The organism is Streptomyces sp. NPDC007896 (assembly GCF_042959425.1).
In the GTDB taxonomy this organism is placed as follows: Bacteria; Actinomycetota; Actinomycetes; order Streptomycetales; family Streptomycetaceae; genus Streptomyces.
In genome coordinates, this window is the sequence record NZ_JBIBKX010000004.1 from 208,531 (window position 1) to 221,093 (window position 12,563).

Consider the following 12,563-nt stretch of genomic DNA (forward strand, 5'->3'; position numbering starts at 1 on the left):
CACGTATCGGGCTGACACATATGGGTGTGCGATCCCACGTACGGGTGGGCTGAATGTGCGGTATGTGCCTTACCGGTTGATATTGACCGGTAATGGAACAGCGCCGCGGCGCTGGCGGCAGCGCACTCTGGGAGGCACTCCATGCGTGGAGCGACGCACGCCAAATGGGCCGCCGGCGCGGCGGCGGTGGCCCTCGTGGCGACCGCCTGCGGTGGCGGGGGTGGCGGCAGTGGCGGCGCGTCCGGAGTGCTCAGTTCCTCCTGGGGGGATCCGCAGAACCCGCTGGAGCCGTCCAACACCAACGAGGTGCAGGGCGGCAAGGTCCTCGACATGATCTTCCGGGGTCTGAAGCGGTACGACGCCAGGACCGGCGCGGCCCAGAACATGCTGGCGCGGAAGATCGACACCTCGGACTCGCAGAATTTCACGATCACCGTCAAGGACGGCTGGAAGTTCAGCAACGGAGAGCCCGTCACCGCCCAGTCCTTCGTGGACGCCTGGAACTACGGGGCCAGTCTCAAGAACAACCAGAAGAACGCCTACTTCTTCGGGTACATCGAGGGCTACGACAAGGTCCACCCCGAGACGGGAACGCAGAGCGCGGACACGCTGTCGGGGCTGAAGGTCACCGGCGCCCACACCTTCACCGTCAAGCTCAACCAGAAGTTCTCGACGTTCCCCGACACCCTCGGCTACGTGGCCTTCGCGCCGCTGCCCAAGGCGTTCTTCAGCGACCACGCGGCCTGGCTGAAGAAGCCGATCGGCAACGGGCCCTACGCCGTCGACTCGTACGCCAAGGGCTCGATGATGTCCCTGCGGAAGTGGGACACGTACCCGGGGACGGACAAGGCGCAGAACGGCGGGGTGGACCTGAAGGTCTACACGGACAGCAACACCGCCTACACCGACCTGATGGCGGGCAACCTCGACCTCGTCGACGACGTGCCCGCCGCCCAGCTCAAGAACGTGAAGAGCGACCTCGGCGGCCGGTACATCAACACCCCGGCCGGCATCATCCAGACCATCGCCTTCCCGTTCTACGACAAGGCCTGGGACAAGAGCGGCATGGAGAACGTCCGTAAGGGCCTGTCCATGGCGATCAACCGGGACCAGATCACCAGCACGATCTTCCAGAAGACCCGCACCCCGGCCTCCGACTGGACCTCACCGGTGCTCGGTGCGGCCGGCGGCTTCCAGGACGGGCTGTGCGGCGCCTCCTGCCGGTACGACCCCGCGCAGGCGAAGAAGCTGATCCAGGACGGCGGCGGACTGCCCGGCGGCCAGATCAAGATCTCGTACAACGCGGACAGCGGCTCCCACAAGGAGTGGATCGACGCCGTCTGCAACTCCATCAACAACGCGATGGGCAACGACAAGGCCTGCGTCGGCAACCCCGTCGGCACCTTCGCCGACTTCCGCAACCAGATCGGGCAGCACAAGATGCCGGGTCCCTTCCGGGCCGGCTGGCAGATGGACTACCCGCTGATCCAGAACTTCCTTCAGCCGCTGTACTACACGAACGCCTCCTCCAACGACGGCAAGTGGTCCAACAAGGACTTCGACAAGCTCGTCGACCAGGCGAACGCCGAGACCGACAAGGCCAAGGCCATCAAGCTCTTCCAGCAGGCCGAAGGGGTCGTACGGGACAACATGGCCGCCATCCCGCTCTGGTACCAGAACGGCAGCGCGGGCTACTCGGACAGGATCTCCAACGTGGCGCTCAACCAGTTCAGCGTGCCCGTCTACAACGAGATCAAGGTCAGCTGAGCCGTCCACGGGGCATGCGCCGGGTTGCTGAAGCGAACCTGGGTGTGGGCCCCGTACAACCTTCGGAGCCCTCATGGGACGGTATGTGATCCGGCGTCTGCTCCAGATGATCCCGGTCTTCATCGGTGCCACGCTCTTGATCTTCCTGATGGTGAACGTGATGGGTGACCCCATCGCGGGGCTGTGCGGCGAGCGGCAGTGCGACCCCGCCACCGCCGCCCAGCTGCGCAAGGAGTTCGGCCTCGACAAGCCGCTGTGGCAGCAATACCTCACGTACATGGGCAATGTCTTCACCGGCGACTTCGGCACCGCCTTCACCGGGCAGCCGGTCACCGAGCTGATGGCGACCTCCTTCCCCGTCACCATCCGGTTGACGATCGTCGCGATCCTCTTCGAGATCGTCATCGGTATCCTGCTGGGCGTCGTCACCGGGCTGCGCCGCGGCCGGCCCGTCGACACCGGTGTCCTGCTGCTCAGCCTCGTCGTCATCTCGATCCCGACCTTCGTCACCGGATTGCTGCTGCAACTGTTGCTCGGTGTCGAGTGGGGCTGGATCAGACCCTCGGTCTCCTCGGACGCCGCCTTCGGCGAACTGATCGTGCCCGGACTGGTCCTCGCCTCGGTCTCCCTCGCCTACGTCACCCGGCTCACCCGGACCTCCATCGCCGAGAACAAACGGTCCGACTACGTCCGTACGGCCGTCGCCAAGGGCCTGCCCCGGCACCGGGTGATCACCAAGCACCTGCTGCGCAACTCGCTGATCCCCGTGGTCACCTTCATCGGCACGGACATCGGCGCGCTCATGGGCGGCGCGATCGTCACCGAGCGGATCTTCAACATCCACGGCGTCGGCTACCAGCTCTACCAGGGGATCGTGCGGCAGAACACCCAGACCGTGGTCGGCTTCGTGACCGTCCTCGTGCTCGTCTTCCTGGTCGCCAACCTGCTCGTCGACCTCCTCTACGCCGTACTCGACCCGAGGATCCGCTATGCCTGAGCAGCTGCCGCCGTACCAGCGGGACGGTGCCATCGCCGCGACCGGCGCGGGCGGCGCCATGGACCTCGCCACGAGCGAGGGCGCCACCCTGGAGCGGACACCCGGCGGTCCTGAGGGCACGGGCCCTCAGGAGAAGCCCAGGAGCCTGTGGTCCGACGCCTGGCGCGATCTGCGGCGCAATCCCGTCTTCATCGTCTCCGGGCTCCTCATCCTCTTCCTGGTCGTCATCTCCCTGTGGCCCTCGCTGATCGCCACCCAGAACCCCCTCAAGTGCGACCTCGCCAAGGCCCAGGAGGGCTCGCAGCCGGGACACCCCTTCGGGTTCGACGGGCAGGGCTGCGACGTCTACACACGGGTGGTCTACGGGACCCGCGTCTCGATCAGCGTCGGCGTCTGCGCGACCCTCGGCGTCGCGATCCTCGGCTCGGTGCTCGGCGGGCTCGCCGGGTTCTTCGGCGGGGTGGGCGACTCGGTCCTGTCCCGGATCACCGACATCTTCTTCGCGATCCCCGTCGTGCTCGGAGGCCTGGTCCTCCTCTCCGTGGTGACCAGCAACACCATCTGGCCGGTCATCGGATTCATGGTGCTGCTCGGCTGGCCCCAGATCTCCCGGATCGCGCGCGGCTCCGTCATCACCATCAAGCAGAACGACTACGTCCAGGCCGCCCGCGCCCTCGGCGCCTCGAACTCCCGGCTGATGCTGCGGCACATCACCCCCAACGCCGTCGCGCCGGTCATCGTCGTCGCCACCATCGCGCTCGGCACCTACATCGCGCTGGAGGCGACGCTCTCCTACCTCGGCGTCGGCCTGAAGCCCCCCACGGTCAGCTGGGGCATCGACATCTCCTCGGCCTCCGCCTACATCCGCACGGCCCCGCACATGCTGCTGTGGCCCGCCGGCGCCCTCGCGATCACCGTGCTCGCGTTCATCATGCTCGGCGACGCGGTGCGCGACGCCCTCGACCCGAAGCTGAGGTGACGGCCGTGCTGCTCGAAGTACGCGATCTGCACGTGGAGTTCCGCACCCGGGACGGGGTCGCCAAGGCCGTCAACGGGGTCGACTACGGCGTGGACGAGGGCGAGACGCTCGCCGTCCTCGGCGAGTCCGGCTCGGGCAAGTCCGTCACCGCGCAGGCCGTGATGGGCATCCTCGACATGCCGCCCGGGCGGATCACCGGCGGCGAGATCCTCTTCCAGGGCCGGGACCTGCTGAAGCTCAAGGAGGACGAGCGGCGCAAGGTCCGCGGCGCCGAGATGGCGATGATCTTCCAGGACGCGCTGTCCTCCCTCAACCCCGTGCTCAGCGTCGGCGACCAGCTCGGCGAGATGTTCACCGTGCACCGCGGGATGTCCCGCAAGGGCGCCCGAGCCAAGGCGATCGAGCTGATGGACCGGGTGCGCATCCCGGCCGCCGCCGACCGGGTGCGGGACTATCCGCACCAGTTCTCCGGCGGGATGCGCCAGCGCATCATGATCGCCATGGCGCTGGCCCTGGAGCCCGCCCTGATCATCGCCGACGAGCCGACCACCGCCCTCGACGTCACCGTCCAGGCCCAGGTCATGGACCTGCTCGCCGAGCTGCAGCGCGAGCTCGACATGGGGCTCATCCTCATCACCCACGACCTCGGCGTCGTCGCGGACGTCGCCGACCGGATCGCCGTCATGTACGCGGGCCGGATCGTCGAGTCCGCACCGGTCCACGACATCTACAAGGCCCCCGCCCACCCGTACACCAAGGGCCTCCTGGAGTCGATCCCGCGCCTCGACCAGAAGGGCCACGAGCTCTACGCGATCAAGGGCCTGCCGCCCAACCTGATGCACATCCCGCCCGGCTGCGCCTTCAACCCGCGCTGTCCGATGGCCCAGGACATCTGCCGCACCGAGGTGCCGCCGCTGTTCGAGGTGGACCGTGAAGGGATGGACCAGGAAGGGGCGGACCAGGAAGCCGGGGCCCGCACCAGCGCCTGCTTCTTCTGGCGGGAGTGCCTCGATGGCTGAGGCGATTCTGGAGGTCAGGGGCCTGGTCAAGCACTACCCGCTGACGCGGGGGATCCTCTTCAAGAAGCAGATCGGCGCGGTCAGGGCCGTCGACGGAGTCGACTTCGAACTCGCCGCGGGCGAGACCCTCGGCATCGTCGGCGAGTCCGGCTGCGGCAAGTCGACGGTCGCCAGGATGCTGGTCAACCTGGAGAAACCGACGGACGGGACGATCAAGTACAAGGGCGAGGACATCACCAAGCTGTCCGGCAAGGCGCTCAAGGCCGTACGCCGCAACATCCAGATGGTCTTCCAGGACCCGTACACCTCGCTCAACCCGCGCATGACCGTCGGCGACATCATCGGGGAGCCCTACGAGATCCACCCCGAGGTCGCGCCCAAGGGCGACCGCAGGAGACGCGTCCAGGAGCTGCTGGACGTGGTCGGCCTCAACCCCGAATACATCAACCGCTACCCGCACCAGTTCTCCGGCGGCCAGCGCCAACGCATCGGCATCGCACGGGGGTTGGCGCTGCGCCCCGAGATCATCGTCGCCGACGAGCCCGTCTCCGCGCTCGACGTCTCGGTGCAGGCGCAGGTGATCAACCTGATGGAGCGGCTCCAGGACGAGTTCGACCTGAGCTACGTCTTCATCGCGCACGACCTCTCCATCGTGCGGCACATCTCCGACCGGGTCGGCGTGATGTACCTCGGACGGATCGTGGAGACCGGCAGGGACGCCGAGATCTACGACCACCCGACGCACCCCTACACGCAGGCCCTGCTCTCCGCCGTGCCCGTACCCGACCCGCAGGCCCGCGAACGCCGGGAGCGGATCATCCTCACCGGAGACGTGCCCTCCCCGGCGAACATCCCCTCCGGCTGCCGCTTCCGCACCCGCTGCTGGAAGGCCCAGGAGCGCTGCACGCTGGAGGTGCCGCTGCTCGCGGTGCCCGCGGAGTTCCGCTTCGTGGTGGGCCCGGCCGCGCACGACTCGGCCTGCCACTTCGCGGAGGAGAAGCGGGTCGTACCGCCGGAGGAACCGCCCGAGCGGGCGACATAACCCCGCAAATGCTGGCGAACTTCGTTAACACGCAGGCAACTTGGCCGAAGCGGCACCGATATACGGACGCGTCAAGGTAATCAGCGTACGGCCGTGCGGGTGCCGTAGATGGGCCGGGGCGCGCCATGTCGCCCCGGCCCGTCGCACACCCCTTTGCGCCTAAGTCGGCGCCGCTCTCGCGGACGTGGCTGGGGTTTCGTCGGGGTTCCTCAATTGATGGTTGCGGTGCTCTGCGGAGATTCGTGGCTCAGCTCAGTTTGAGGGCGCGCCTTAGGAAGTCCACCTGGAGCAGGAGCAGGTTCTCCGCGACCTGTTCCTGCGGGGTCATGTGGGTGACGCCCGACAGGGGCAGCACCTCGTGCGGGCGGCCCGCGGCCAGGAGCGCCGAGGAGAGCCGCAGGGCGTGCGCGACCACCACGTTGTCGTCCGCGAGGCCGTGCACGATCATCAGCGGCCGGTGCGGCTCGGCGGGCGCGGACAGGCCGTCGTCCGTGATCAGCGAGCTCTTCGCGTACACCTCCGCGGCCGCCGCCGGGTCACCGAGGTAGCGCTCCGTGTAGTGGGTGTCGTACAGCCGCCAGTCGGTGACCGGGGCGCCCGCGATGCCCGCGTGGAAGACGTCGGGGCGGCGCAGCACGGCGAGCCCCGCGAGCCAGCCGCCGAACGACCAGCCCCGGATCGCCACCCGGGACAGATCCAGCGGGAACCGCTCCGCGAGGCCGTGCAGCGCGTCGATCTGGTCGTCGAGGGTGAGCGTGAAGTCGTCGCGGACCGCCTTCTCCCAGGCGGGGGAGCGGCCGGGGGTGCCGCGGCCGTCGGCGACGATCACCGCGAAGCCCTGGTCGGCGAACCACTGCGAGGTGAGGTGCGCGTTGTGCGCGGCCAGCACCCGGGGGCCGTGCGGACCGCCGTAGGGGTCCATGAGCACGGGGAGGGGAGTGACACCGTCGTAGTCAGTAGGCATAAGCAGGGCGCATGAGATTTTTCGTGCGCCCCCCTCGGTGAGCGTCACGCGCGGGGACAGACCGGGACTTTCCGCATACGACGTGACAGTCGCCGCACGCTTTCCGTCCCGCAGCACCTGCACCTGGGCGCCCGGCCGGTCCGGCACCGAGGAGACCAGCACGGTCACGCCCCCGCCGCGCACCGCCGCGTGCACGCCGGGTTCCTGGGAGAGACGCTCGACACCGAGCTCGTTGACGCGGTAGACATGCACCTCGCCCGTCTCCGGGGCGGTGGCCGCCTCGCCGGCCGACGCCGAGATCAGCACGTCGTCGTCCGAGACGTCCAGCACCGCGCGCACATGCAACTGCGGTCCCGTGAACGGGCGTTCGCCGAAGGCCAGGACCCGTGCACCGCCCTCGTCGGCGATCCGTACGAGCTGTCCCGCCGGGCTCCAGCACGGCACACCAGGGAAAAGATCAAGCCATTGTCGATCTTCGTCGGCGTGCACCATCCGGGTCACCCCGGTGTCCGGGTCCACGGCCAGGAACAGCTGGCTGCGCTGGTCCCGCGCCTGCACCAGAATCAGCGGCGCGCCCGCCGCTGACCAGTGCACATGCGCCAGATACGGATAGTGCGCCCGGTCCCAGACCACCTCCGTGCGCACCCCGTCGAGACTGACCACGAAGAGCCTTACATCCGCATTGTCCGTTCCGGCGGCCGGGTAGCCGACCTGCTGCGGAGCGCGTTCCGGTTGTGCGGGATCGGAAATCCACCAGCGCCGGACCGGCGCGTCGTCGACCCGCGCGACCAGCAGCCGGTCCCCTTCCGGAGACCACCAGAAACCGCGCGAACGCCCCATCTCCTCGGCCGCGATGAACTCAGCCAATCCATAGGAAACCGTCCCCGGATCCGCCTCGGACTCCGGCTCCACGAGCGCCCGGTCACCCTCCCCCTCGGCGCCGACGACCCGCAGGGCGCCCCCGCGGACGTACGCGACGAGCCGTCCGTCGGGCGAGGGGCGCGGATCGATCACCGGTCCCGGGACCCGGAGTTCACGTGCCGTACCGGCCCGCAGCTCCGCCGTGAAAAGCCGCCCTGACAAGGCGAAAGAGGCCAGCTCGACCGCCGTGTCCGTGGCATAGCCGACGATCCCCGCGCCGCCCTCGCGACTGCGCTCGCGGCGTGCCCGCTCCGCCGCCGACAGGCGCTCGGTGGCGCCGCCGAGCAGCGTCCGCGGGTCGGCCGCGACGCGCTCCTGCCCCTCCGCCACATCGAGGACCCACAGCTGATTCGCCCGGTCCGTACCGGAGGAGGACCTCAGGAACACCACCCGGGAACCGTCCGGGGAGACGGTGAACGCGCGGGGCGCGCCGAGGGTGAAGCGCTGCGTCCGGGCGTACCGGCGGGGGAAGGAGAGAGGCTCGGTCGTCATGCCTTGACCATATTGGCCATGCGCCCCCTTGTGCGGCCGTGCGCCGATCGATGCGCGCGTATGGATAGTTATGATCACTGGCGGTGTGTGGGTATGAACCCGCTGGCCGTTGTACGGATTTACCGACCCCCATGTCCGACCCCCCGTGTCCCTGGGATCTTTGGAGGTGAGCCGCCGTGGCACTCTCGATTTCGGCGGTGGTGCTGCTGGCGATCATCGTCGTCATCCTGGTCAGGAAGTCCGGGTTGAAGGCCGGCCATGCGGTCGTGTGTGTCCTGTTCGGCTTCTATCTCGCCTCTTCGACGATGGCCCCCACGATCAGCGACCTGACGACGAACGTCGCGGACATGATCGGCAGCTTCAAGTTCTGACGGGGAGCTTCGGGGCCACGACCCGTGCCCGCCTCGGCGGTGGGCCGGGCGCCTCGTAGGGTGGGTTCCATGACGGAACTGCCCGACCGGCGTCTGCTCCTGGTGCACGCGCATCCGGACGACGAGTCGATCAACAATGGCGCGACCATGGCCAGGTACACGGCCGAGGGCGCCCATGTGACGCTGGTGACCTGCACCCTCGGCGAGGAGGGCGAGGTCATCCCGCCCGAGCTGGCGCATCTCGCGCCCGACCGCGAGGGCGGGCTCGGCCCGCACCGGATCGGTGAGCTGGCCGCCGCCATGAAGGAGCTCGGGGTCACCGACCACCGTTTCCTCGGCGGTCCCGGGCGCTTCGGCGACTCCGGGATGATGGGCCTGGAGCAGAACCACCGTGCGGGCGCCTTCTGGTCCGCCGACGTCGACAAGGCCGCGGAGTACCTGGTCGAGGTGATCCGCGAGGTCCGCCCCCAGGTGCTCGTCACCTACGACCCCGACGGGGGCTACGGACACCCGGACCACATCCAGGCCCACCGCGTCGCCGTGCGCGCCGTCGAGCTGGCCGCGGACCCCGCCGCCCGCCCCGACCTCGGCGCGCCCTGGGAGATCACCAAGGTCTACTGGAACCGCGCCCCGCGCTCCGTCGTCGAGGAAGGCTTCCGACGGCTGCGCGAGGCCCTGCCCGGACTGCCCTTCGAGCACTCCGCCGCCGTGGCCGACGTACCCGGCGTGGTCGACGACACGGTGGTCACCACCGCGATCGACGGGACCGCGTACGCCACCGCGAAGGCCGCCGCCATGCGGGCGCACGCCACCCAGATCGAGGTGGCCGAACCCTGGTTCGCGCTGTCGAACGCACTCGCGCAACCGCTGTTCACCACCGAGTACTACGAGTTGGTGCGAGGGGAGCGCGCGGGACCCGGTCGTGAGACCGACCTCTTCGCGGGGATCGAACAGGGTTCCACGGGGACCGAACGGAGATCGACGGGGACCGAGCGGAGATCCACGGGGATCGAGCAGGGAAAGGCGGACGCGTGATGAGCATGTCGGGACAGCGGGGGAGCGCGCTCGCCCAGCCGCTGCCACGGCCCTCTGCCGGGCGGATCGTGGCCCACCTGGGCCTGTTCCTGCTCGGCACGGTGGTCGGGGCCGCCGGGACGCTGGTGCAAGCCGCCTGGTTCCCGGGCGGGTTGCTGCTCGCCCTGGCCGGCGCGGCCGGGCTCTTCCTGGGCGGATCGCGGGCGACCGGTTCCCGGGCCGGCGCCGTCGCGCCCGCCGTGGGCTGGATGATCGCGGTCGTCCTGCTCACCTCCACCCGTCCGGAAGGGGACTTCTTCTTCGGCGCGGGATTCGGTTCCTACCTCTTCCTGCTCGGCGGGATGGCCGTGGCTGTGATGTGCGCCACGCTTGGTCTGGGGCGGCAACCGCACGACTCCGTCGTCCGACTTGGGAAGTGACGTACCACTTCGCCGTAGCGGACAGGTGCGGGTCCCGTGCGAGTTTCCTGGGCGGGCGAGGTTTGCGCGCCGAATGCGGCCAGTATGGTGGTGCGCGCCGCCGAGCTGCCCGAGATGAGGTCGAGTAAACGGGCGGCGGAGCCAACCGGGAGAACCTGCCTTGAGTCGTGAAACTGACAGTTCGTCCTCCGGGCCCAACGGGCGCGGTGGAGCCGCGTACCCGTCGGGGACGCCCCCCTACGGGACCCCCACGGTTTCCGAGAACGGTGCCGACGCGGGCCGTTCGGCCGGCGGCACCCCGCCGGAGGAGCGCAAGACCGAGACCACGCTGACGACACGGATCCGGATCAACATCCCCGGATCGCGGCCCATCCCGCCGGTCGTCGTGCGCACACCGGTCGGGGACGCCGAGTCGCCCGCCGAGTCCGCCGGTTCCGCGGGAGCCCCGGCGGAGGCGCAGCGTGCCGTGAGTGCGCCCGTGGCAGCGTCCACGGCCACCGAGACCTCGGCCGAAGCCGCCGCCGCGGGCGGTGCTCCGGCCAGAGAGAAGACCAGCGACTGGTTCGCACCCCGCAAGTCCGGTGCGCCGGGCGGCGGTCCGGGCGGCGGGTCCACCAATGGCGCGGGCCTGCCCGGCGGTTCGGGACCCACGGGTCCCGGGGCGCCGCAGGGCGCGGGCGCGCCGGGCGGCAACGGCACCGGCGGTACGCGTCCGGGTGCCCCCGGTGGCGCGAACGGCGCCGGTCCCCTGGGCGGTGCGGGCGGTGCCCGGCCCGGCGGGGCGAACGCGCCCCGCCCCGGGAGCGGCGGTACGAACGGTGCCGGGCTGCCCGGTGCCACCGGCGCCGGACCCGTGGCCCCCGGTCACGGCGGCGGCACCGGTTCCTTCGACGTCTCCGCGGCGCTGGGGAACACGGCTTCGTTCCCGGCCATAGGAAGCGACGGCCCGGGCGGCCCCGGTGGCCCTGGAGGCCCGGGTGGCCCCGCAGGGCCGGGTGGCGAACCGCGCCGTGACGACCTCCCGTACTTCGCGGAGAACTTCTCGGAGAACGGCCGGGGCGGTCCCGCGGGCCCGACCGGCGGTCCGGTCACCGGTGACGGCCCGTTGGTGCCGCCGGTCGGCCCGGGCGCGGCTCCGGGCAGCCTGACCGCGGGTCCCGGTGGCCCCGGTGGTCGTGGCGTCCCCGGCGGGCACGGCGCGGCCGGCCTCGGCACGGGATACCCCGGTGGTGGCCTCAGCGACGACACCGCGATCCTCACCCCGCAGAAGCCCGCGCCCGGTCCGGGCGGCCAGGGCTACGGCGGCCCCGTGGACAACGTCTCCGGGCACACCCTGACCAGCGGCATCCCCGTCGTGCCTGCCGCCCAGAACTCCCCGTTCGGGCCGGGCGCGCACACCGACGGACCGCTGCCGCACACCCCGCCGAAGGCGCCCGAGCCGGCCTCGAAGCCCGCCGCCTCCTCGAAGAAGCCGGCGAAGAAGAAGGGCCGCAGCAAGCTGACGCTCCTGGTCGTCGGCGTGGTGTTCATCGCCGGTGCCGTCTACGGCGCGGGGCTGCTGATGAACCGCTCGGACGTCCCCAAGGGCACCACGGTGCTCGGCGTCGACATCGGCGGCGGCACCCGCGACGAGGCCGTCAAGAAGCTCGACGACGCCTTCGGGGCCCGTATGAACAAGGCGCTTCAGCTGTCGGTGGACGGCACCACGGTCTCGCTCAAGCCGGACCAGGCCGGGCTCCAGTTCAACGCCCAGGACACGGTCCGTGCCGCCGCGGGCAGCGACTACAACCCGGTCTCCGTGATCGGCTCGCTGTTCGGTCAGCAGCGTGTCGTCGAGCCGGCGATGCCCGTCGACGAGGAGAAGCTCCAGGCCGCCCTGGAGCGCACCGCAGGCGGCTCCGGTTCGGTGAGCGACGGCACCATCAAGTTCGAGTCCGGCAAGGCCGTCGCCGTGTACGGCAAGGCGGGCAAGGGCATCGACGTGGCGGCCTCGATCCAGGCCGTCGAGGACGCGTACCGCGCCCAGGTCGAGACCGGCACCGCCACCCCGGTGAAGGTCGCCACCACGACCCGTCAGCCGACCGTCTCGAACGCCGAGGTCGACCGGGAGATGAAGGAGTTCGCGCAGCCCGCGATGTCCGACATCGTCATCGTTCGGACCGACGCGGTGCACAGCATCAAGTTCGGTCCCGTGTCACTGCCGAAGATCCTCGGCTTCAAGGTCGTCAACGGCAAGCTCGTGGAGACGTACGACCTCACGGCGCTCAAGAAGGCGTACGGCACCACCTTCGACGGCGTGCAGATCCAGACCGCGAGCGGGAAGCGCGCCATCACGCCGCAGGACGTCGTCACCGCACTGGGCAAGGTCCTGCGCGGCAAGACGGCGGCGCAGCGCGTCGGGGTCATCGGCGCCAAAGCGAGCTGACCTCCGGTCGTCCGGATGAACGGAGCCCCTGCCCGCATCGGGCGGGGGCTCCGTCGTGGTAGCACGGAGTGCCGCACGGCATGACATCTGTCATGCGGCACTCGGGACCGTCGACACTGCCGGGCACCGGGC

10 protein-coding genes are annotated in these 12,563 nt (G+C 70.0%); 9 read left to right on the forward strand and 1 reads right to left on the reverse strand.

Annotated features, from left to right (window positions below; genetic code table 11):
- Positions 1-141 precede the first annotated feature (141 nt).
- From ACFZDJ_RS15575 to ACFZDJ_RS15595, 5 genes are all read left to right on the forward strand, one after another.
- On the forward strand, positions 142-1,767 hold the full coding sequence (locus ACFZDJ_RS15575) for an ABC transporter substrate-binding protein (protein WP_391059468.1): 1,626 nt from the start codon (positions 142-144) through the stop codon (positions 1,765-1,767).
- A 73-nt stretch (positions 1,768-1,840) separates the two neighbouring features.
- Positions 1,841-2,764, forward strand: a complete 924-nt coding sequence (locus ACFZDJ_RS15580) for an ABC transporter permease (RefSeq protein WP_168510920.1) — start codon at positions 1,841-1,843, stop codon at positions 2,762-2,764.
- Entirely contained in the window at positions 2,757-3,743 is a 987-nt protein-coding gene (locus ACFZDJ_RS15585; RefSeq protein ID WP_168510922.1) for an ABC transporter permease, read from the forward strand. The genes ACFZDJ_RS15580 and ACFZDJ_RS15585 overlap by 8 nt, the downstream gene beginning before the upstream one ends.
- A gap of 5 nt (positions 3,744-3,748) precedes the next feature.
- Positions 3,749-4,762 (forward strand): oligopeptide/dipeptide ABC transporter ATP-binding protein, encoded by a 1,014-nt coding sequence (locus tag ACFZDJ_RS15590; protein ID WP_390932371.1) that lies wholly within the window; start codon positions 3,749-3,751, stop codon positions 4,760-4,762.
- Positions 4,755-5,804 carry a dipeptide ABC transporter ATP-binding protein gene (locus tag ACFZDJ_RS15595; protein WP_390932370.1) on the forward strand — a complete coding sequence of 350 codons (1,050 nt, stop codon included), beginning with the start codon at positions 4,755-4,757 and terminating at the stop codon, positions 5,802-5,804. Before ACFZDJ_RS15590 ends, ACFZDJ_RS15595 begins: the two co-directional genes overlap by 8 nt.
- 247 nt (positions 5,805-6,051) lie before the next feature.
- On the opposite strand, the gene ACFZDJ_RS15600 is transcribed toward ACFZDJ_RS15595, so the two are convergent.
- Positions 6,052-8,181 carry a prolyl oligopeptidase family serine peptidase gene (locus tag ACFZDJ_RS15600; RefSeq protein ID WP_390932368.1) on the reverse strand — a complete coding sequence of 710 codons (2,130 nt, stop codon included), beginning with the start codon at positions 8,179-8,181 and terminating at the stop codon, positions 6,052-6,054.
- Positions 8,182-8,357: 176 nt separating this feature from the next.
- Here ACFZDJ_RS15600 and ACFZDJ_RS15605 point away from each other — a divergent pair, with 176 nt between their 5' ends.
- From ACFZDJ_RS15605 to ACFZDJ_RS15620, 4 genes are all read left to right on the forward strand, one after another.
- Positions 8,358-8,552, forward strand: coding sequence for a hypothetical protein (locus ACFZDJ_RS15605; RefSeq protein ID WP_054228237.1), 195 nt, complete (start codon positions 8,358-8,360; stop codon positions 8,550-8,552).
- 69 nt (positions 8,553-8,621) lie between these two features.
- Positions 8,622-9,587 (forward strand): N-acetyl-1-D-myo-inositol-2-amino-2-deoxy-alpha-D-glucopyranoside deacetylase, encoded by a 966-nt coding sequence (gene mshB, locus ACFZDJ_RS15610; RefSeq protein ID WP_391059471.1) that lies wholly within the window; start codon positions 8,622-8,624, stop codon positions 9,585-9,587.
- A complete protein-coding gene (locus ACFZDJ_RS15615; protein WP_389598194.1) occupies positions 9,587-10,006 on the forward strand; it encodes a DUF6113 family protein in 420 nt (139 codons plus the stop codon). The genes mshB and ACFZDJ_RS15615 overlap by 1 nt, the downstream gene beginning before the upstream one ends.
- A 160-nt stretch (positions 10,007-10,166) precedes the next feature.
- Entirely contained in the window at positions 10,167-12,431 is a 2,265-nt protein-coding gene (locus ACFZDJ_RS15620) for a hypothetical protein (RefSeq protein ID WP_391059474.1), read from the forward strand.
- The last annotated feature ends 132 nt before the right edge of the window (positions 12,432-12,563 follow it).